General features: G+C 68.9%; 14 protein-coding genes and 2 pseudogenes. 3 read left to right on the plus strand and 13 right to left on the minus strand.

The annotated features are described in order from the left end of the window. Positions 1 to 33 precede the first annotated feature (33 nt). Complete coding sequence (locus QM772_RS13740) at positions 34 to 498, minus strand: hypothetical protein (protein WP_415137375.1); 465 nt, start codon at positions 496 to 498, stop codon at positions 34 to 36. Continuing rightward, complete coding sequence (locus QM772_RS13745; RefSeq protein ID WP_415137377.1) at positions 498 to 2,540, minus strand: ATP-dependent helicase; 2,043 nt, start codon at positions 2,538 to 2,540, stop codon at positions 498 to 500. The genes QM772_RS13740 and QM772_RS13745 overlap by 1 nt, the downstream gene beginning before the upstream one ends. Before the next feature lie 198 nt (positions 2,541 to 2,738). Between QM772_RS13745 and QM772_RS13750 the strand changes: the two genes are divergently transcribed. Beyond that, the gene (locus tag QM772_RS13750; RefSeq protein WP_415139592.1) at positions 2,739 to 3,695 is read left to right on the plus strand and encodes an AEC family transporter; all 957 of its coding nucleotides are present in this window, start codon (positions 2,739 to 2,741) and stop codon (positions 3,693 to 3,695) included. On the opposite strand, the gene QM772_RS13755 is transcribed toward QM772_RS13750, so the two are convergent. The 3 genes from QM772_RS13755 to hemE all read right to left on the minus strand — a co-directional run bounded on the left by QM772_RS13755 (position 3,696) and on the right by hemE (position 7,843). Then, positions 3,696 to 4,064, minus strand: a complete 369-nt coding sequence (locus QM772_RS13755) for a hypothetical protein (RefSeq protein WP_415137379.1) — start codon at positions 4,062 to 4,064, stop codon at positions 3,696 to 3,698. Positions 4,065 to 4,200: 136 nt separating this feature from the next. Beyond that, positions 4,201 to 6,327 (minus strand): primosomal protein N', encoded by a 2,127-nt coding sequence (priA, locus tag QM772_RS13760; protein ID WP_415137381.1) that lies wholly within the window; start codon positions 6,325 to 6,327, stop codon positions 4,201 to 4,203. A gap of 337 nt (positions 6,328 to 6,664) precedes the next feature. Beyond that, complete coding sequence (gene hemE, locus QM772_RS13765) at positions 6,665 to 7,843, minus strand: uroporphyrinogen decarboxylase (RefSeq protein ID WP_415137383.1); 1,179 nt, start codon at positions 7,841 to 7,843, stop codon at positions 6,665 to 6,667. Positions 7,844 to 8,054: 211 nt separating this feature from the next. Here hemE and QM772_RS13770 point away from each other — a divergent pair. Beyond that, a pseudogene (locus tag QM772_RS13770) lies at positions 8,055 to 8,183 on the plus strand (transposase); the annotation flags it as partial. Here the strand turns inward: QM772_RS13770 and QM772_RS13775 are convergent. From QM772_RS13775 to QM772_RS13805, 7 genes and pseudogenes are all read right to left on the minus strand, one after another. Beyond that, positions 8,149 to 8,427 carry a hypothetical protein gene (locus QM772_RS13775; RefSeq protein ID WP_415137385.1) on the minus strand — a complete coding sequence of 93 codons (279 nt, stop codon included), beginning with the start codon at positions 8,425 to 8,427 and terminating at the stop codon, positions 8,149 to 8,151. The pseudogene QM772_RS13770 and the gene QM772_RS13775 sit on opposite strands and share 35 nt — an antisense overlap. A gap of 282 nt (positions 8,428 to 8,709) precedes the next feature. Continuing rightward, a complete protein-coding gene (locus tag QM772_RS13780) occupies positions 8,710 to 9,138 on the minus strand; it encodes a hypothetical protein (RefSeq protein WP_415137387.1) in 429 nt (142 codons plus the stop codon). Positions 9,139 to 9,151: 13 nt separating this feature from the next. Continuing rightward, positions 9,152 to 11,248, minus strand: coding sequence for a hypothetical protein (locus QM772_RS13785; protein ID WP_415137389.1), 2,097 nt, complete (start codon positions 11,246 to 11,248; stop codon positions 9,152 to 9,154). Between the two features lie 199 nt (positions 11,249 to 11,447). Further along, positions 11,448 to 11,732 (minus strand): hypothetical protein, encoded by a 285-nt coding sequence (locus QM772_RS13790; RefSeq protein ID WP_415137391.1) that lies wholly within the window; start codon positions 11,730 to 11,732, stop codon positions 11,448 to 11,450. A gap of 10 nt (positions 11,733 to 11,742) precedes the next feature. After that, positions 11,743 to 14,835 (minus strand): LysM peptidoglycan-binding domain-containing protein, encoded by a 3,093-nt coding sequence (locus QM772_RS13795; RefSeq protein WP_415137392.1) that lies wholly within the window; start codon positions 14,833 to 14,835, stop codon positions 11,743 to 11,745. Between the two features lie 273 nt (positions 14,836 to 15,108). Then, a pseudogene (locus QM772_RS13800) lies at positions 15,109 to 15,219 on the minus strand (uroporphyrinogen decarboxylase); the annotation flags it as partial. Positions 15,220 to 15,222: 3 nt separating this feature from the next. Continuing rightward, complete coding sequence (locus QM772_RS13805) at positions 15,223 to 15,897, minus strand: hypothetical protein (RefSeq protein ID WP_415137393.1); 675 nt, start codon at positions 15,895 to 15,897, stop codon at positions 15,223 to 15,225. Between the two features lie 477 nt (positions 15,898 to 16,374). On the opposite strand from QM772_RS13805, the gene QM772_RS13810 reads away from it, so the two are divergent. Beyond that, the gene (locus tag QM772_RS13810) at positions 16,375 to 19,056 is read left to right on the plus strand and encodes a GNAT family N-acetyltransferase (protein WP_415137395.1); all 2,682 of its coding nucleotides are present in this window, start codon (positions 16,375 to 16,377) and stop codon (positions 19,054 to 19,056) included. Positions 19,057 to 19,176: 120 nt separating this feature from the next. Here the strand turns inward: QM772_RS13810 and QM772_RS13815 are convergent, their stop codons facing one another. Then, positions 19,177 to 20,343 (minus strand): acyl-CoA dehydrogenase family protein, encoded by a 1,167-nt coding sequence (locus tag QM772_RS13815; protein ID WP_415137397.1) that lies wholly within the window; start codon positions 20,341 to 20,343, stop codon positions 19,177 to 19,179. Positions 20,344 to 20,347: the final 4 nt, after the last annotated feature.

Raw genomic sequence — 20,347 nt, forward strand, 5'->3', positions numbered from 1 at the left:
CGCGCGGCGACCGGACTTCTGCGCTGACGGGCCTTACCAGGCCCTGCTGCCAGTGGATTGCGTGCGCCGCAGGATGAAGTCGCTTTCTGCTGCTGGGCGTCCCTCGGGTGCCAGCGGCTGCCAGGTGCCGCGGATCTCGGCGCCGCAGGCGGCGGGCACCAGCCGGCCGCTCCAGAACGCGAACAGCGTTTTGCCGTCGCGCGACTCGTCCAGGTTGAACTCACCGCCTTCCACGTCGCCCGAGGCGATCGACTGCTGGCCGCCGTAGCGGAACTCGCCGCGCAGGCTGGCGGCGAACTCGGGGTGCTGGCGCAGCGTCAGCGTGCCGCGCAGGCCGGCCTGCGGCAGTTCGACGTTCCAACTGCCGTACAGGTGCGCCGCGTGCAGCTGCGCAACGTCCGGGCAGTCCGGGTTTTCTGAATCAAATCGGCCGCTGGCGCAGGCGGACAGGGCGCCAGCAGCTATTAAAAGAAGAGTAAACGTCAGTTTCGATCTCATCACGGGCTTTCCTGCACCGCCGCGCGGCGCGCGAACTCGGCGCGCAGCGCCTTGAGCTTCTCGCGCGGGTCTTCGCGCGTGGTGGCTTTGTCCAGCGCCATCTCGGCGATGAAGCGGCTGGGCTGCGCGGCGACGATCTCGCGGCCACGCTTGCGCCGCTTGGTCCAGCTCACCGCCAGCGTCTGTCGCGCGCGCGTGATGCCCACGTACATCAGGCGGCGCTCTTCCTCGATGCGCGCCGTCTGGTCGGCCGCGTCGGCGGCTTCGTCGGCGCGGAAGGGCAGCAGCCCCTCGACCACGCCGGCCAGCACCACGTGCGGCCATTCCAGGCCCTTGGCGGCGTGCAGGGTGGAGAGGGTGACGACGTTCGGGTCCTGCTCGCGCTCGTTCAGCGTGGAGATGAGCGAGACGGTCTGCGCCACCTCCAGCAGGCTGCGGCTTTCCTGCACCAGGGTGGCACCAGCGGCGTCTTCGATCTGGCCGCCGCAGCGGCCGGCCATCCAGTCGCAGAACTCCAGCACGTTGGTCCAGCGCGCGGCGGCCTGGCCCTCGCTGTCGCTGCTGTCGTAGAGGTGCTTCTCATAGCCGATGTCCTTCAGCCAGTCCAGCAGGAAGGCGCGCGCCGCCTCGGCGCCGGTGGTGTGGCGCGCGCGGTGACGCTGCTCGTTCACCGCGCGGCCGAACTCGTGCAGGCCGCCCACGGCGCGCACCGGCAGCGCCGCGCCCAGCGAATGCGCGAACAGCGCGCCGAACAGCGACAGGCGCGACCTGGCTGCGAACTCGCCCAGCGTGCCGAGCGTCTGGTGGCCGATGCCGCGCTTGGGCGTGGTCACGGCGCGCAGGAAGGCCGGGTCGTCGTCCTCGTTGATCCACAGGCGCAGCCAGGCGCACAGGTCCTTGATCTCGGCGCGGTCGAAGAAGCTCTGGCCGCCCGAGACCTTGTAGGGGATCTGCGCGCGCCGCAGCGCCTGCTCGAACACGCGCGCCTGGTGGTTGGCGCGGTAGAGGATGGCGAAGTCGCGCCACTCCTTGCTGGCCGACGCCTGCCGCAGCGACTGGATGCGCGCCACCGCGCGCTCGGCCTCGTGCTGCTCGTGGTCGCACGCCACCACGCGCACCGGCTCGCCCTCGCCCAGCTCGGAGTACAGCGTCTTGGGGAACAGCTTGGGGTTGGGGCCGATGACGTTGTTGGCCGCGCGCAGGATGGCGCTGGTGGAGCGGTAGTTCTGCTCCAGCTTGATGACCTTCAGCTGCGGATAGTCCTGCGGCAGGCGGCGCAGGTTGTCCAGCGTGGCGCCGCGCCAGCCGTAGATGCTCTGGTCGTCGTCGCCCACGGCGGTGAAGCTGCCGCGCGGGCCCACCAGCAGCTTCATCAGCTCGTACTGCGTGGCGTTGGTGTCCTGGTATTCGTCCACCAGCAGATGGGCCAGCCGCGCTTGCCACTTCTGCGCGACGTGCTCGTGTTTTTGCAGCATGCGCAGCGGCAGGCCGATCAGGTCGTCGAAGTCCACGCTCTGGTAGGCGGCCAGGCGCTCGTGGTAGCGTGCCATCAGTTGCGCGGTCTGGCGCTCGCCCTCGCCGCGCGCGGCGGCCAGGGCCTGCTCGGCGTCCAGGCCGGCGTTCTTCCAGCGGCTGATGGCCCACTGCCACTGGCGCGCCGTGGCGGCGTCGGTGGTGGCGCCGCAGTCCTTGATCAGGCTCAGCACGTCGTCACTGTCGAGGATGCTGAACTGGGGCTTGAGGCCCAGCACCGCGCCGTCCTCGCGCAGCAGGCGCACGCCCAGGGCGTGGAAGGTGCAGATCAGCACCTCGCCCGCCGCCTTGCCCACCAGGCCGCGCGCGCGCTCGCGCATCTCGGCGGCGGCCTTGTTGGTGAAGGTGATGGCGGCGATGCGGCGCGGCTCCACGCCGGTCTGGATCAGCCGCGCGATCTTGTGCGTGATGACCCGCGTCTTGCCCGAGCCCGCGCCGGCGAGCACCAGGCACGGACCGCGCAGGTGGTTGACGGCGTCTTGCTGGGCGAGATTCAGGCGGTCGGTCATGCGCGGGGGGATCATAACCACCCCCGTTGCTCCACTTGCTGCGCAATGTTCCGGCATACCCCCTCACGGGTGCACTGGCATGGCCTGCTCCGCGGCCTCATGTTCCCGGGCCTTTTGGGTGAGGCGTGGCGTTATGGGGTAGCAGTGCTGATACGCTTGCCGGCCTCCGATCCGCTCGAAGCGTCTTCCATGACCGCCCTGGCCGGCATCTTCGCCGTCACCTTCCCCTTCTTCGCCCTGGTGCTGTGCGGCTACCTGGCGGCGCGCGCGCGCCTGCTGCCGCTGGAGGCGGTGGCGGGGCTGAACATGTTCGTGCTGTACTTCGCGCTGCCGTGCATGCTGTGGCGCTTCGGCAGCAGCACGCCGGCGGCGCAACTGTTCAACCCGATGGTGGCGCTGCTGTGGCTGGGCTGCGCGGGGCTGGTCGTGGCCGTCGCCGCGTGGCTGGCGCGCCGGCGCGGCGCGGGCTGGCCCGACGCCGCCATGGGCGCGCTGGTGGCGGCGTTCCCCAACTCGGGCTTCATGGGCGTGCCGCTGATCCTGGCGCTGCGCGGCGAGGGTGCCGCCGGCCCGGTGATGGCGACGCTGCTGGTGGACCTGGTGGTGACCACATCGGTGTGCATCGGCCTGTCGCAGTGGGGCGCGGCGGGCGAACACGGCGCCGCCCGGGCGGCGGGCCGCGCGCTGCGCGGGGTGCTGCGCAACCCGATGCCGTGGTCCATCCTGCTCGGGGCGCTGGCGGGCGCGCTCGGGTGGCGCCTGTGGGCGCCGCTGGAGCGCACGGTGCACCTGCTGGCCGACGCCGCCTCGCCGGTGGCGCTGTTCACCATCGGCGCGGTGCTGGCGCGCTCGCAGATGCTGCCGGCGGCGGCGCGGCCGGCCCCGGCGGGCGACGTGGGCGCCATCGTTCTGATCAAACTGCTGGCGCACCCGGCGCTGGTGTGGGGCCTGGGCGCTTGGGCGGTGCGCGCCGGCGCGCTGCCGGCGCCTTTGCTGGCACCGCTGGTGCTGGCGGCGGCGCTGCCGTCGGCCAGCAACGTGTCGCTGCTGGCCGAGCGCTTCGGCGCCGACAACGGGCGCGTGGCGCGCGTCATCCTGTGGTCGACGGCGGCGGCGTTCCTGAGCTTCTCGGGCGTGGTGGCGCTGCTGGCGTGATCAGCGGCGCGGCGCCGGCAGCGTCATCGGCGGCTGGTTCTTCAGCATCTGGTCGAGTTCTTCCTTGGGCATCGAGGTCACGCTCTCCTTGACCATCCCGCCGCCCACCACGCTGCCCGACACCTGGCCCTCGCCGCGCACGCGGGCCTCGCAGTCGGTCTTGTAGAAGGCCGGCAGGCTGGCGCAGCGCAGCAGGGCGTTGGCCTGGGCCTGCTCGCTGGTCACCGTGGCGAGCTGGCTGCCGCGCGCGTTGCGCGCCTCCATGCGTGCGGCGCGGGGATCCTGGTTGGTCTGCGCGGGCGTCATCTGCGCCAGCGCCGGCAGGGCGAGGGCGCCGCCGAGGGCGAGCAGGGCAAGCGATTTGTTCATGTCAGGGCTCCTTTCGGTCATGAGACAGAAGCACTCTAGGCCGGCCTCGGCGCCGGTCTTGTCGGACAAGTCCGCCAGAACACGGTGTCACATGTGGGCCGCCATCCGGAATGCGGGAGGTCAGGGCGGGCCGGCGCTACAGCGCCAGCGGGTCCACGTCCACCGCCCAGCGCACGATGCCCCGGTGCCCGGGCTCGGCGCGCAGCGCGTGCAGCAGCGGCAGGCAGGCGGCCAGCACGCGTTGCAGGGCGGCGCGGGCGGGGCTTTCCAGCAGCATCTGGGCGCGCTCGATGCCGGCCACGCGCTGCACGGCCAGCGGCACGGCGGGGTACCAGGTGACGTGCGGCAGGGCGGCGGCCAGGGCCGGGTCGCGCGCCAGTGCGTCCTGCGCCCGCCGGGCCAGCGCGCTCAGGAAGGCCTGCGCGGCCTCCTGGCTGCGGGCCTCGGCGCGCAGCAGCGCCAGGTGGCTGAAGGGCGGCAGGCCGGCCTGGGCGCGCTCGTCCAGCTGGCGGGCGGCGAAGCCGGGGTAGTCGTGCGTCTTCAGCGCGGCGTACAGGGGGTGCGCGGGGTGGTGGGTCTGCACCCACATCTCGCTGCCGGCGCTGGCGGCGGCGTCGCGGCCGGCGCGGCCGGCCGCCTGCATCAGCAGGGCGAACAGCCGTTCGGGCGCGCGGAAGTCGCTGGAGAACAGCGCGCCGTCGGGGTTGACGGCCGCCACCAGGGTGACGCGCCGGAAGTCGTGCCCCTTGGCGATCATCTGCGTGCCGACCAGCACGTCCACCGCGCCGGCGTGCACCTGGGCCAACTGCGATTCGAGCTGGCCCTTGCCGCGCGTGCTGTCGGCGTCGATGCGGGCGATGCGCGCCGGCGCGCCATCCGGGCGGCGCACGTCGGCCAGCAGCTCGGCCAGGCGCTCCTCCAACTGCTCGGTGCCGCGGCCCAGCGGGGCGATGTCGAGGTTGCCGCAGGCCGGGCAGGCGCGCGGCACGCGCTGGGTGAAGCCGCAGTGGTGGCAGCGCAGCGTGCGGTCCACCTTGTGGAACACGCGGTAGGCGCTGCAATGCGGGCATTCGCTCTTCCAGCCGCAGTCGGCGCAGTGCAGCACGGGGGCGTAGCCGCGCCGGTTGAGCAGCAGCAGCGCCTGCTCGCCGCGCGCCACGCGCTCGCCGATGGCGGCCAGCAGCGGCGCGGCGATCAGCGTGCCGCGCGGCTGGCGGCTCATGTCCACGCGGCGCACCTTGGGCAGGCCGCCGTCCGCGCCGGCGCCGATGCGCCGGGGCATGGCCAGGCGCAGGTAGCGGCCCGGCCCGTCCTCGGTTTCGGGCGTGCTGGCGTGCCAGCTTTCGAGCGACGGCGTGGCCGAGCCCAGGATCACCTTGGCGCCCAGCAGCCGGCCACGGTACACGGCCAGGTCGCGCGCCGAATAGCGTGCGCCTTCCTGCTGCTTGTAGCTGGGGTCGTGTTCCTCATCGACCACGATCAGGCGCAGGCGGGGCAGGGAGGCCAGCACGGCCACCCGCGTGCCCAGCACGATGCGCGCGCGCCCGGCGTGCGCCGCCAGCCAGGCGGCCAGGCGCTGCGGCGGCGTCAGGCCGCTGTGCAGCGAAACGATGGTGTGGGCACCGAAGCGCTCGGCGAAGCGCGCCTCCAGCTGCGGCGTGAGGTTGATCTCCGGCACCAGCACCAGCGCCTGCGCCGTGGCCTCGCGCGCCAGCAGGCGCTCCACGGCCTGCATGTAGACCTCGGTCTTGCCGCTGCCGGTGGCGCCGAACAGCAGGAAGGGGCCATTTTCATGCTCGATTCGGGCTGTAGCGACCACCTGGTCAGCGCTGAGCGCTATGGTTTCTGTAGTTTCCGCGGCAGGCGAGGGCGGCGCGGCGGCCTGGCGCTTGAGGCGCCGCGCCATCTGCGCGCCGCTGAGCGTGCGCAGCTGCGGCGGCAGCGCGGCCAGCGCCACCTCGCCCAGGGCGCGCTGGTAGTAGCGCGCGGTGAACTCGATCAGGCGCCGCCAGTCGTCCGCCAGCGGCGCCAGGCCCTCGAAGGCGCCGGCCAGCGGGCGCACGGCGGCCCGCAAGTCGGCCGAGGGCGGCTCGGCAGCGCCCCAGACCACGCCCAGCACCTCGCGCGAGCCCAGCGGCACGCGCACGATGCTGCCGGGCGGCAGCGGGGCGTCGGCGCGGTAGGTCAGCGGCTCGCCCAGCCCGCTGTGCGCGGGCGTGGGCACGGCGACGGCGAGCCAGTGCGGGCGGGGGCTGTCATCCACTTGCAATATCGGCCCTAAGTCGTTGATTGGCCGGCGAAACCCCGACCATACCCAGAATCTGTGGATAACTTTGTTGAAAAGCCTGCCCCAGCCGCCCGCAAGCCTTGAAATACAAGGCTTTTCTTGCGTTGCCCGCCAAAAGAGCAGAACTTGATGTTCATATGAATCAATGACTTACGATTGCCCGATGCCGGCGGGTGGCGTCCGGCCGATGGCGCGGGGTGGCCGTGAGTTTTGTGCATAAGTCAAGCCCTCAGACCGGGTTTTTATCGTTTCGATATGTGGTATGCGCGCTTGACGGCGGCGCGGCGCGCGGGTAGGCCCGGCGGGCTGCCGCTCAGGCGCCGCGCAGGCGGCGCGAATGCGCGTGCACCTCGTCCACCAGGTGCGCCACGTGCTCGGGCGGCGTGAACTGGCTGATGCCGTGGCCCAGGTTGAACACGTGCGTGCTGCCGCGCGTGGCGCGGTCGGCGTGCGGCGCGCCGAAGGCCTCCAGCACGCGCCGCACCTCGGCGCGGATGGCCTCCGGCGGGGCGAACAGCACGTTGGGGTCGATGTTGCCTTGCAGCGCTTTCGGCGCCGTGGATTCAGTGCCAAATTGGCCTCCAACGCCCGCCATGCAAGCGCTGTCAGCTATAGAATCTATAGTATCCGCGCGGCCGGAGACGATCGCCCGCGCGCGCCCCAGGTCCATCGTCCAGTCCAGGCCCAGCACGTCGCAGTCGAGCGCGCGCATGGGGCCCAGCCACAGCCCGCCGCCCTTGGTGAAGACGATGCGCGGCACCACCGCGCCGTCGGCGCCGGTGCGCTTGAGCCGCGCCAGCACGCGCGCCGTGTAGGCCAGGCTGAAGGGCTGGAAGGCGCCGTCGGCCAGCACGCCGCCCCAGGAGTCGAACACCATCACGGCCTGCGCGCCGGCGTCGATCTGCGCGTTCAGGTATTGCGCCACGGCGTCGGCGTTGACGGCCAGCATGCGGTGCATCAGGTCGGGCCGGGCGTACATCAGCGTCTTGACCTGGCGGTAGTCGTCACTGCCGCCGCCCTCGACCATGTAGCAGGCCAGCGTCCACGGGCTGCCCGAGAAGCCGATCAGCGGCACGCGCCCGGCCAGGGCCTTGCGGATGCTGGCGACCGCGTCGAACACGTAGCGCAGCTTGTCCATGTCGGGCACGGCGAGCTTCGCCACGGCGGCCTCGTCGCGCACCACGTGGGCGAACCTCGGCCCCTCGCCCTGCTGGAACGTGAGGCCCAGGCCCATGGCGTCAGGCACCGTCAGGATGTCGCTGAACAGGATCGCCGCGTCCAGCGGGTAGCGCGCCAGCGGCTGGAGCGTGACCTCGGTGGCGTAATCGACGTTGGTCGCCAGCCCCATGAAGCTGCCGGCCCGGGCGCGCGTGGCGCAGTATTCCGGCAGGTAGCGGCCGGCCTGGCGCATCAGCCAGACGGGGGTGTGGTCGGTGGCCTGGCCCAGGCAGGCGCGCAGGAAAGTATCGTTTTGCAAGGGGGCGAAGCTCATGGGGCGATTGTCTCAGCCTCGGGCAGGGGCTCCGGCGCTCACTTCGCCTTGCGGACGATGGCGGCGCCATCCGCGAAGCGGTGGCCTGCCCGGACGCTGCCACTGGGTGCGCCGACGGCATTCCGGCTGTTCGGCGGCCCGTAGATGCCGCATTGACGGGACTTGCCGCGCGCGAACACGTTGCCGGTGATGGCCAGGTTCTGCGGGAGCGGATACGACCGACGAGGAGTGGAGCCTTGCCGCACCCCATCTGTCGCTGATCCATGAGCAGGCAGCGCGGCGCCAGCATGACCTTCGAGAAGTCTTCAATGCCTTGCGCTGGATGGCCCGTGCAGGCGCACCCTGCAATCGAGCCGCGAGAGCGGCCCGCGCGCGGGCCACGACGGCTGCAAGCGGCGCGACGGCCCGAAGGTGCCGGCCACGCCGTCGATTTGCTGGCCCACGCCGGGCAGCTTGGCCGCCCCGGCGGTCAGGCCGCCGGCCAATGCGGAGGTGAGCACGCCCCTGAAGCTGACGTGGCTGGTGGAGACGTATGGGTTGAGGGCGCTGCCCATCGCCCCGGCGGCGGCGAAAGCCGCGCCCATGATCTGGGGAAACGCTCGGTCTCCTCAATTTTTTTAAGTTATTGCGGTCGGTAGGATAATCATGATCTGACCCCGATATTTCTCTTCTGGCTGCAACTGCTCGTATCTTGTTCCCATTTGCGTACAGTACCCCCCTGTGAGGGTGTTGCACTTCAGAATTGAGACCGCCCTTGCCGGATTGCATTTCCTGATCTTCGTGATCCTCATGCTGCCAAAGGCCATACCTGTCTTGAGTGCAGGAGTAAGTTCATAACACGCTCTAGGGTCAGATCAAGATTTTTATCAGGCGACAACCCATTTCCTATCAAGGATATTATATATTTCGGCACCCTTTTGCCCTTTTGTTATCTGACCAGTAAGCAAGCGCTGCAGCGCGGCCAGCTCCTCGATTGCAACGTGCTTGTAAACCTGATGCTTGCCAAACTTGAACCCCGTTCCTTGCGATTGATCTTTGCGAAACTCCATCGCCAGCTGCTCCATTGCACTCAGCATGAAATTTACATCATCTTCGGTTTTGAGATACCGATCGCCAAAGGACTGCAATATCCCTACTATCCAAGAGTGCTCCAATGCTTCTTTCGCCTCACTGACAATTTCCCGCATGGACAATGGAATATCTTCTCTTCCGTCGTACCGATCAACCAACCACGCGAAGAAATACTCACCAAACCCGTCGTGCATCCAGACTGCCGAGTTTTTGTATGTAGACATTGTGGTACCCATACTATTTAAGAATAATTATCCTTGATCGCTGATGCGGAGGTAGGCTATCCAAATAGGAAGTGACTGCACTGGTTTGTTCTGCATTCAAACCACGCTGAACTGGGTCGACAATAATTTTGTCGAGGCCATCTTTGTTTATGTGGCGCCGTATAGATCCCTTCCACTCATTAAATGAGGCTTCATTAAAAAATTTTGATGGAGGCGGGCTTGCTGCATCGAGAGATGTGCCGTTTGGCATAAACCAATCACTATCGCCCAAGGGGTCTCTTCTGAGCCTAACTCCAAACTCTCTCTCAATCCTAGCACCGGTTATTGCCTCATCCAATCTGAATTGCCCATTATGGCCCGGGTCTCTACCAAGCTCAATCTGATGGAGCACGTGGGCAAGCTCTTGCTCCGCAGAAGCTCTTTGACCAGCGGAGCTGGGATCCATCCCGATGGGAGGCGGGGCATCATTTTCAGTGCCACTCGGTGTTCCTGGCACTCCTTCTGTGTTCGCATTTGTTCTCGGCCTGCCTAACGCATCTATTCGGTCTCGCCCAATAATGGCGCCGATCATCATTGCCATGCCGGTGTTCATGCCAGCACGGGCATCGGCACCAAAACGTACATCTTCCGGTATCGCGCCCGATTGACGTGCGAAATCAGCCGCCATTCGCATCGCCAAGTCGGCCCGTCTCGCTTCCAGGCTTCCGGGCTCCAGTCCTATGGCCGCTCGGCCATTGCCCGAATTGAGTTCGTTGGCGTAGTCGTCCAGCGTCGCCAATACTTCCATCTGTCCGGCGGGGCTGAGGTCTCTGAAACGATCGAGGACCAGCTGGTTGTACAGCCCCGCGCGGGTCAGGCCGCCGCTGCCTTGGGTTGCCAGCAGGTCATCCACGCGGGCCAGTTCCGCCCGAGCCTCGTCGCCGCTACCCGGGTCGCCCAGCAATGCGTCCCGCAACTGCTCGTATCTCAGGTCATCCGCCGTCAGTATTTCCCGCGGAACACGGATCGTGACTTCGGGCAGCGTACCGGCCACCTCCTCGCCATCGTCGCTGGCATCCCCAACGGCCCCTGTACCGTAGGTTTCGTCTGCCGCGTCCGCGAACGCGTCGGAGGCCGCTGCTATCTCCAGATACGCATCCAGATCGGCCTGGCGATCAGACCAGCGTTGAAGGTCGGTATCGGTGGGCTTGCCTTGATCAATCGGCGTCGGTCCATCCACGTCCGGTGTCTGCGCACTATCTTCGGCAGCCGCCCGAGCGACTTCGTCCCGCACGGCATCACCCAGCACCTCACCGAGGAAGTCACTGGCGAACCCGGCAGCCGGGTCCCCGGGGTTGGCCACCACCCGCATCGCACTGCTGGTGGCCCGCGCCAGCAGCCTCATCGTGCTGGCCTGCGATTCGCTCAGGCTGCCGTTCCTGCTCATCTCGGCGATCTCGGCGTTCAGCATCCCGCTGACTTCGCCGGCCACGCTGGCCATCAGGCTGTTGACGAAGCCGTCCTTGAACTGCCCGCCCACCACCGCCTGGATGGCCCCTTGCAGGGTGGCGCGGCCGGTGTATTCCATCAACCGCTGGCCGAAGGTGCCGGCCACGCCGTCGATGTGCTGGCCCACGCCGGGCAGATTGGCTATGCCGGCGGTCAACCCGCTGGCCAGCGCGGAGGTGAGCACGCTCTTGAAGCTGACGTGGCCGGTGGAGACGTATTGGTTCAGGGCGCTGCCCACGGCCCCGGCGGCGGCGCCCTGGGCGACGACGCTGCCGGTGGCCTGGGCCACCGCGTTGCCGACGCCCCAGGCGCCCACGGCGGCGAAGGCCGCGCCCATGATCTGGGGGAAGTAGCGGTCCAGCCAGTTGCCCTTGAGGTTCTTCTTGTCGGTGACGAAGCCGTGCTCGGGGTCGAACCAGACCAGCTCCTGGTCGATCAGCTGGGTGATGCGGGCGGGGTCGAGGTGGTGGTAGGGGCGCGTGATGTCCGAGGGAATCCAGCCGTCGTGGGTCGACAGGGCCTGGAGGCCGTCCTCGAAGTCCGCGCGGCGGCCTTCGCGCACGGTCAGGCCGCAGAGCTCCCAGTGGGCGGGGGCGCCGCTCTCGCTGTCGGGGGCGGGCACGAACCGCAAGGGCTCGCTGCCGTGCAGATGGGCGATGGCGCGCTGCGCGGGGCTGTCACCCTGGGCGTAGGCGCGGGCGAAGGCGCCGGGGTCGAACTGCCAGCTGGGGGCACTCCAGTTGTCGGCATGGCCGCCGCCGGGGTGGTAGGCCCAGCCGGGCTGAAATCATCGTGATCTGACTCCGATTATTCCTAACCACCTATCCAGATTCAGCGCTGACCAAACTCTCCTGAGCTATATCATTCAATTCGTATGGATAATCAACCATGATGCTGACCTGCCAATCACCTGACATCGCCTGACTGACAGAAACCCCCATTACCTCTAAAAGAATATTCTTCCCAACACCAGAAACACTCACTTTCTTGCCAAATGCTTGCTCGACCTCGCTTCTTCGCGAAAATCCTCTCAGCAGGAGAGGGCCAGTAATAATAACCCGGCCACTCTTAGAACGCATTAGATCTTTTACAATCATCAAATCCATTTTTAACCCTTTATCTTTTCCAGATATATAGTAAATCTCTTACATCACGTATTTTTATCGGTCCTTCTGGTGCATTTTGTAATCGGGTGATGGCATCGCGCAGCAGAGTGAATCGTTCGATCGAGGTCAGACCTGGGGCAAAGCGGGCAGCACGAATGCTTGCCTGCGCTTCCTCAAGGTGCAATAGGTCTTGAGTCCGACCGGCCATTCCTGCTTCCATATGTCCTACTAGTTCATGCGCCAATGCCCCGTTAGTGCTCACCCGTGAGTTTGCCGTCAAAGTCCCCACGCCTACGCCTCCTGGAATTACATCGGAGCCAATATTGAGAATGTGTTCCCCATACATACTTCCATATGCTGTATTTAGATTGGAGTTATCAACCCATCTGACGCTGAGGCCTTCTGTATCAAATCTAGATAAATAATCTTCAATTTGAACTCGCTGCTGCGGAGTAAGCGGCACTTCACCGCGTACGCCATTAGACGCTACGTTATAGAATGTACCCTCGCTAGCATTGCCGAATTCTCTTGCAGGCATGGCTGTCGTTGCACCTTGCGCGCGAGGGCCCGGTAGCCAAGCGCCCACTGAGTCGAATGCCTCAGCGCCCGTACTCACTGCTCGCAGAATGTCCATGTTGCGCTCGCTCGCATCTGTCTGCATGCCGGCGCGCGCAATGTACTGCCCCATCTCCCGAGCAGCTGGCGCGGCGTTCAGCGGTGCGTAGAGCATGCTCTCGACCAGCATATTGGGCGTTCCGGCCAAAGCTAGACTACCGTATGCCAGTCGTTCGCCAAGGCTATTGTTTGGGTTAAACGCCTCCCGCCATCCCATAGATACAGCTTGCGTTACGCCGCCAGCGTGACGTGGCTGAATCTCAATCTCTGGCAACGATGTTTCCGCAGCAGTGGTACCAGCAGAGCCGTTACTCGCGCTGCCGAACTCACCCTGATGCCAAACCGGCTTGTAGTCCTCCCCCATCTCCCGCGCATACCCACCGCTTCGCCCACCCGCCGCCATATAGCGCGCGTAGGCTTCGTCCTGGCTCATGGTGGCCGGCCCGCTTGCCTGCACGGCGCGCTGCTGTGCCTCGCGCGCGGCCAGCAGCTCCGCGCGCACATTCAGCCCCTGGGTGTTGCCCGCCACGATGCGCCCGCCCAGTTGCCCGTAGTGGCTCAGCTGCTCGGCGCTCAGGCCGTCGAGTGACGGGATATTGAGCGTCTGCCCCGGCTGGATGATGGGGCTGCCCCACTGGTTGGCGGCGATGCCGGGGTTGTCGGCCACCATGGCGGTCAGGCCGGCGCGCCAGTGCTCGCCGTACTGCTGGCGCGCCAGCCGCTCCAGGGTGTCGCCGGCCGCGACGGTGACGCTGGCCGGCGCGGCGGGGGCTGGCCCCTGCCCGGTATCGCGCGCGCCGCCTTCGGTGGCCTGGCCGTTGTCTGCCACGGTTTCGCCCTGTGCATCCGCCGGGGTGGCTTGCGCCAGGGCGCCGGCCAGGAAGTCGCTGGCGAAGCCCGCGGCCGGGTCGTTGCTGCCCACCACGCGCAGCGCGCTGCCGGCGGCGCGGCTGAACAGCCGCAGCAGGCTGCTTTCGCTGGCGCCCAGGCCCTGCTGCTCCATCTGCGCGATCTGGCTGTTGAGGTTCTGGGTGACCTCAGAGGCCACGCTGCCCATGGCGCTGTTGATGAAGCCGTCTGCAAAGCGCCCGCCGCTGGCCTGCTGGATGGCCCCTTGCAGGCCGGCGCGGCCGGCGCGGCCGAGCAGGCGCGTGGCGGTGTCGCCGCTTTGCAGCATCTGGCCGAGGCCGCTGAGCTGGGTCACGCCGGCCGCGACGCCGCCCGAGACGGCCGAGATCAGCACCTGCCTGAAGCTGAACCGGCCCCCGCCGATCATGTTCACCACCTGGTTGGTGGCGCCGCCCACGGCGCCGAGGATGGCACTCTGGCCTATGGTGGTGGCGGTGGCGCCGGCGGCAGTGCAACTGGTGGCGGCGCCCAGGCCCATGGCGGCGCTGGCCGCTCCCATGCTCATGAACGACATGGCGGCGCCGAAGACGATGGGCATGGCCCGGTCGATGCCGTCGGGCTTGAGGTTCTTGCGGTCGGTGACCCAGCCGCGCTCGGGGTCGAACCACACCAGGTCGTTGTCGATGAGCTTGGGCGGGCGCTCCAGGTCGATGCGGTCCCAGCCGTCGGTCAGCTTGCTCTGGGCGGTGTCGTGGTCGGCGTCGCCGCTGCGCTGCGTGGCCAGGTGGAGCTTCTGGCCGGCCAGCATCCAGTGGGTGGTTTCGTATTCCATGCCGGCATCGAAGGTCACGCGCTGCATGCCTTCGGCGCCGTGCAGGTGGGCGTAGGCCCTTTGCAGGGGGCTGTCGCCTTGCGCCCAGGCGCTGGTGAAGGCCACGGGGTCCAGGGTCCAGCTGCCTTGCTGGCCTTGCTGCTGGCCGGGCCGGCTGGGCAGGGCGATGAGGTGCTCGGGCACATCGCCGAGCTCGGTGTCGGGGGTGAAGATGCTGCCGGGCTGCTGGGGGCCGGGGGTGGCGATGGCGGCGTCCAGCGTGGCCAGGTATTGCTTCTGCACTTCCTGCTGGGCGCTTTGCAGCTGGTTCAGCCGGCTGGCGAGGTCGCTGCCGTAGCGGGCGATGATGCTGTCGGCCACGGCGTGGCCGCTGGGTGGGGGCTGGAGGTCGCCGCCGAAGTGCTGGATGAGCTCCTGCGCGGCGGGCTCGGCCAGCAGGAGTTCCAGCGCGGCGATTTCCATCGGGTCGGCGCTGGGGGGGGCGGGGGTGGTGGCTTCGGTGGGCGTGTCGGCCTCGGGCTGGGCGTGTTCTTGCAGGAGGGGCTTGAGCTGGAGGGCGATGGCGGTGTCGGGCGGGTAGTCCAGCAGGGGGCTGGGCTGGGGTTTGTGCTGGCTGGTCTCGAAGCCTTGCCAGGGGTTGCCGTTGCCTGTGGGCAGGGGCTGGCCGGGGTGCATCAGCGCGCCGAGCGTGGTGGTGGCGGGGGCGGCGGGCTCGGGCTGGGGCTGGGCTTGCTCCTGCGGCTGCGGGTCGGCGGGGGGGACGGGGTTGTCCCAGCCCAGGCCGGCGGGGGTGGACGTGACTTGCATCAGATGGGGCCTTGTGTGTCGATCAAGGCGCCTTGCATGGCGCGCCCTGTGCGTGAAGCTTGGCAGGGCGGCGCCCTCGGGGCTAGCTGGGATGGTTACGGATGGGAAGGTTACTTATATGCTTTGGTATTCAATTGGCCGCAAGCGACCCTGCGGCAGGCGCGGGCAGCCATGAAATCAGGGGCGGTATTTTGGCTGCGGGCCAGGTGAGTGCCCGGCATTTCATTTCTGGTCTTGCGGTAAGAGGCCGCTGCATGACTGGGCGCACTTGCAGCGCGCCAGCGGCTGGCGCGTGACCTCGGTGGCGTAATCGACGTTGGTGGCCAGCCCCATGAAGCTGCCGGCCTGGCGCATCAGCCAGGCGGGGGGTGGGCGGGTGGCCCGGCTTCAGAGCCCCAGCACCGACTGGCGCAGCTGGGCCACGCAGGCGTCGGTGGCGGCCTTCATGTCGCTGCGCAGCCGCGCGGCATCGTCGGCGACCATGGCCTCGGGCTTGGGCCACTCCACGCCAGGGGGCGGCAGCGGCGTGCGGCAGGTGTCCTGCGACACGACCTGGCGCGACTGCGTGTCGATGAGCGAGCCCACGACCGCTTGCAGGTACCGGCTCTGGCCGAACTGGCTCGACAGTTCCCAGCCGGCCGTCCTCACGTCCAGCACGTAGCGGGCGCGGGGCGCGGCCTTGCTGGCCAGGGCATCGGGCTCTTCCCCGTCCTCCACCGCCAAGAGGGGCGAGACGACGCGCATGTCCCGCTGGGTTCGCAGCGCCTGCGCCAGGCTGGAAGCCACCGCTTCCGACGGCTGCACCAGGCGATAGCGGGTGGCGAACGCGCTGCCTTGGTCGACCGCGATGCCGTCGCTGATTGCTCCGCCGATCGCGCCCAGAAGGCCGCCCAGGAACACCTGGCTGTTGGTGTGCAGCCTGAAAGCCGGCGCCTTGCGCGCCGTGACCACCACGGTCTGCCCGCGCAGCGTGGCGGAGGTTTCGGGACTGACTTTCACTGGGCTGGCGCAGCCGGCCAGCCCCAAGGCTGCGATCAGCGCGGCGGCGACGTGGATCTTCATGGTTCCTCCCTCGATCGGTGCAATTGGGAGGCGGAGCCTAACCGGCGCCTCGTGACCGCCCAGCCGGGTTGGTAACGGGTTGTGCGGAGCGCAGGGCATCTCGTGCCGTGGCCGGGCGAGGCCGTGGTTGCCTCTGGTTGCAATCGGCGCCGCTTCAAGCCGGCCCATGGCGCAACGCCGGGATGCTGGCTGCGGGGCTTTGCGAGACCGGGCTCGGCGGACACGCGGCACGAGAGAGCCCTGTGGGTCGCGGTGCTGGGCTTCGGGGGCGCATCGACGCCTGGGCGGCTGGCATCGTCCGGATACTGGTCGTGATCTTCCTGGTGCTGGCCGTGGCCTCGCTGACCGGAAACGCGGTCAGGAGGCTGCGGATGGCGCGCGGGGCAGCGCGGCGGCTTCGGGCGGCCCGTCTGGCGCCGGGCTGTTCGGCAGTAAAGGGAAAGCGTCACGGGCAGGATTGGCGTGGACAATCCGCCTATGGACCAACACTACCTCGCCTCGCTGTTCGAGCCCCAGTCCATCGCCCTGTTCGCCGGCCTGCCCGAGCGGCAGACGCCGCAGGCGCAGGCGCTGCTGGCGCACCTGAAGGCGCAGCAGTTCAAGGGCGTCATCGCGGCGCTGGACACGGGCACCGTCGGCACGCTGGCCGACCTGGCGCAGGCCAAGGCCGACCTGGCGGTGATCGCGCTGCCGGCCGACCAGATCCAGGCCGCGCTGGAGCTGGCCGGCCGCATCAAGGTGAAGGCGGCGCTGGTGCTGTCCACCGGCGTCGGCGCGGCGCAGGCGGCCGAGATGGCGCGCACCGCGCAGCGCCACGGCTTCTGCCTGCTGGGCCCCAACAGCCAGGGCCTGCAGCGGCCGCACCTGCAACTGAACGCCAGCGCCGTCGGCGAGCTGGCGGCGCCGGGGCAGCTGGCGCTGGTGTCGCAGTCGGGCGCGCTGACGGCGGCCATCCTGGACTGGGCGCGGCAGAACCGGGTGGGCTTCTCCACCGTGGCGGCGCTGGGCTCGCACACGGCGGTGTCGCTGGCCGACGTGCTCGACTTCCTGGCCGCCGACCGCCATACGCAGGGCATCGTGGTGTACATGGAGGGCATCTCCAACGCGCGCCGCTTCACCAGCGCGCTGCGCGCGGCGGCCAACGCCAAGCCGGTGGTGGTGCTGAAGGCCGGCCGCAAGTTGGCCGGCAACGCGGCGGCGCAGACGCATTCCAGCGCCATCGTCGGCAGCGACGACGTGTTCGACGCCGTGCTGCGCCGCGCCGGCGCGGTGCGCGTGCGCTCGTTCGTCGAGCTGTTCTCGGCCGCCATGTGCCTGGCCTCGCGCTACCGGCCGGTGGGGCGGCGGCTGGCCATCGTCACCAACGGCGGCGGCCCCGGCGTGCTGGCGGCCGACTGGGTGAGCGAGCTGGGGCTGGAGCTGGGCGTGCTGGGCCCCGAGACCGCCAGCGCGCTGGCGCCGCAGCTGCCGGCCAACGCCTCGCTGTCGGACCTGATCGACCTGTCGGAAGACGCCGGCGCCGAGCACTACCGCGCCGCCATCGAGGCCGCCAGCAAGGACCGCCAGGTGGACGGCGTGCTGGCCATCTACTCGCCCAAGTTCGGTGGCGACGCCGACGCCGTGGCGCAGGTGCTGGTGCAGGCCCGCCCGCGCATGGGCAAGCCGCTGGTGGCCTGCTGGATGGGCGACGCCTCGGTGCAGGGCGGGCGCCACGCGCTGGCCGAGTCGCTGGTGCCGAGCTTCCGCACGCCCGAGGGCGCGGTGGGCGCCTTCGGCAACATCGCCAGCTTCTACCAGAACCAGCAGCTCTTGCAGCAGACGCCGCCGCCGCTGTCCAGCCTGGCGGCGCCCGACGTGGAGGGCGCGCGCCTGCTGATCGAGGGCGTGCTGACCGAGCGGCGCAAGGTGCTGACCGAGATGGAGTCGAAGTCGCTGCTGTCGGCCTTCCACATCCCGGTGACGCAGACGCTGCTGGCGCGCACCAGCGCCGAGGCCATGATGATCGCCACGCAGCTCGGCTTCCCCGTGGCGCTGAAGATCGACTCGCCGGACATCAGCCACAAGAGCGACGTCGGCGGCGTGGCGCTGAACGTGATGAACGCCGCCGCCGTGCGCGACGTGTGGCAGGACATGACGGACGCCGTGCGCAAGAAGCGGCCCGACGCGCGCATCAACGGCATCACCGTGCAGGCGATGGCGCGCAAGCCGCGCGGGCGCGAGCTGTACATCGGCGTGGTGACGGACGAGCCCTTCGGCCCGGTGATCGCCTTCGGCGCCGGCGGCACCATGATCGAGCTGATGAACGACCAGGCCATGGAGCTGCCGCCGCTCAACCAGTTCCTGGCGCGCCGGCTGATCGAGCGCTCGCGCGTGCACGAGACGCTGGGCGACTGGCGCGGCGCCCCGGCGGTGGACCTGGCGGCGCTGGAGCAGGTGCTGCTGCGCGTGTCCGAGATGGTGTGCGGGCTGCCGCAGCTGCGCGAGATGGACATCAACCCCATCATCGTGGACGACAAGGGCGCGCTGGCGGTGGACGCGCGCATCGTCATCGGCCCGGCGGCGCAGACCTCGCCCGGCCGCGCCGGGCAGTACGGGCACCTGTCGATCCTGCCCTACCCGGCGCGCTACGAGGCGCGCTGGCCGCTGAAGGGCGGCGGCGAATACACCGTGCGCCCGATCCACCCGGACGACGCGCAGGGCTTGCAGAACCTGGTCAAGCGCCTGTCGCCCGAGAGCCGCTACTTCCGCTTCGTCTCCAGCATGGCCGAGCTGCCGCCGGCGATGCTGGCGCGCTTCACCCTGATCGACTACGACCGCGAGATGGCGCTGTGCGCCGTGATCGAGGAGGAGAGCACGGGCGAGGACGGCGCCAGGCAGGTGCGCGAGCGCATCGTCGGCGTGTCCCGCTACATCACCAACCCCGACCAGACGAGCTGCGAGTTCTCGCTGGTGGTGGACGACGCCTTCGCCGGCCAGGGCCTGGGCTCGCGCCTGATGCTGAGCATCATGGACGTGGCGCGCGACAAGGGCCTCAAGGAGATCGACGGGCTGATCCTGACGCACAACGAAGGCATGCTGCGCCTCATGCGCAGCCTGGGCTTCGAGGTGAAGGCGTACCCCGACGACCCCGACTTCAAGCTGGCGACACACCTGCTCTGAGCTATTGATTCGATAGCTTCTGGCGCTTGTTGGACGGGCGCTGGAGGCCGATTTTGCCGCAAGGACGACGAAGGATGCCGGCGGGCGCCGGACATGGCGAGTGGCCGGATGAGCCCTTCGTCACCGGTCATCCAGCAGATCGCGCGCCACGATCTCCTTCATGATCTCCGAGGTGCCCGCGTAGATGCGCTCGATGCGCGCGTCGGCCCAGGCGCGGGCGATCGGGACTTCGTGCATGTAGCCGTAGCCGCCGAACAGCTGCACGCATTCGTCCGTCACGCGGCTCAGCAGCTCGCTGTGCCACAGCTTGCCGGCGGCGGCACCGGCGGCGTCCAGCCCGCCCGCCAGGTGCCGGGCGAGGAGCTGGTCGCGGAAGGCGCCGCCGGCGGCGACGTCGGCGGCCAGCGCGGCCAGCTTGAAGCGCGTGTTCTGGAAGTCGGCCACGCGCTGGCGGAAGGCTTTGCGCTCCTTCACGTAGTCCACCGTCCAGGCCAGCGCCGCCTCGGCCCGCGCCTGGCAGCCCACGCTGACCAGCAGGCGCTCCTGCGCCAGCTTCTGCATCAGGTACTTGAAGCCCTGGCCTTCCTCGCCCAGCAGGTGGCTGGCGGGCACGCGCACCTCGTCGAAGAACAGCTCCGCCGTGTCCTGCGCGTGCTGGCCGATCTTGCGCAGGTTGCGCCCGCGCGTGAAGCCGGCCATGCCGCGCTCCACCACCAGCAGCGAGACGCCGCGCGCGCCCTGCCCGGGCCCGGTCTTGCAGGCCACCACCACCAGGTCGGCGTTGTGGCCGTTGGTGATGAAGGTCTTCTGGCCGCTCAGCACGTAGTGGTCGCCCGAAGCGTCGCTGACTCGCCGCGCCTGCGTGCGGATGGCCGCCAGGTCGCTGCCGGTGCCGGGCTCGGTCATGGCGATGGCGGCGATCTTCTCGCCCGCCACCATGGCCGGCAGCAGCGCGCGCTGCAATTCGGGCGTGCCGTGCGCTGCCAGGTAGGGCGCCACGATCACCGAATGCAGCGCGAAGCCCGGCCCGGTGGCGCCGATGCGCCCCAGCTCCTCGGCCACGATGAAGTCGAACAGCAGGTCGCCGCCCGGTCCGCCGAGCGATTCGGGCAGCCAGCAGCACAGCAGGCCGTGGTCGCCGGCCTGTTTCCACACCTCGCGCGGCACGCCGTGGGCGTCTTCCCAGGCGGCGTGGTGGGGCGCGACGGCCTGCTCGCAGAAGCGGCGGACCTGCGCGCGGAAGGCTTCGTGCTCGGGGGTGCGAAGGGCGCGCGGGGCGGGTGTCATGCGG

Origin of the sequence: Ottowia sp. (genome assembly GCF_047601385.1) — a bacterium.
In the GTDB taxonomy this organism is placed as follows: Bacteria; Pseudomonadota; Gammaproteobacteria; order Burkholderiales; family Burkholderiaceae_C; genus Ottowia.

What these genes read in the sequence shown, in the direction of transcription:
- QM772_RS13740 (WP_415137375.1), bottom strand. Translation starts at nt 498, where the DNA reads ATGAGATCGAAACTGACGTTTACTCTTCTTTTAATAGCTGCTGGCGCC.
- QM772_RS13745 (WP_415137377.1), bottom strand. Translation starts at nt 2,540, where the DNA reads ATGACCGACCGCCTGAATCTCGCCCAGCAAGACGCCGTCAACCACCTG.
- QM772_RS13755 (WP_415137379.1), bottom strand. Translation starts at nt 4,064, where the DNA reads ATGAACAAATCGCTTGCCCTGCTCGCCCTCGGCGGCGCCCTCGCCCTG.
- hemE (WP_415137383.1), bottom strand. Translation starts at nt 7,843, where the DNA reads ATGAGCTTCGCCCCCTTGCAAAACGATACTTTCCTGCGCGCCTGCCTG.
- QM772_RS13775 (WP_415137385.1), bottom strand. Translation starts at nt 8,427, where the DNA reads ATGGGCGCGGCTTTCGCCGCCGCCGGGGCGATGGGCAGCGCCCTCAAC.
- QM772_RS13780 (WP_415137387.1), bottom strand. Translation starts at nt 9,138, where the DNA reads ATGTCTACATACAAAAACTCGGCAGTCTGGATGCACGACGGGTTTGGT.
- QM772_RS13790 (WP_415137391.1), bottom strand. Translation starts at nt 11,732, where the DNA reads ATGGATTTGATGATTGTAAAAGATCTAATGCGTTCTAAGAGTGGCCGG.
- QM772_RS13795 (WP_415137392.1), bottom strand. Translation starts at nt 14,835, where the DNA reads ATGCAAGTCACGTCCACCCCCGCCGGCCTGGGCTGGGACAACCCCGTC.
- QM772_RS13805 (WP_415137393.1), bottom strand. Translation starts at nt 15,897, where the DNA reads ATGAAGATCCACGTCGCCGCCGCGCTGATCGCAGCCTTGGGGCTGGCC.
- QM772_RS13810 (WP_415137395.1), top strand. Translation starts at nt 16,375, where the DNA reads ATGGACCAACACTACCTCGCCTCGCTGTTCGAGCCCCAGTCCATCGCC.
- QM772_RS13815 (WP_415137397.1), bottom strand. Translation starts at nt 20,343, where the DNA reads ATGACACCCGCCCCGCGCGCCCTTCGCACCCCCGAGCACGAAGCCTTC.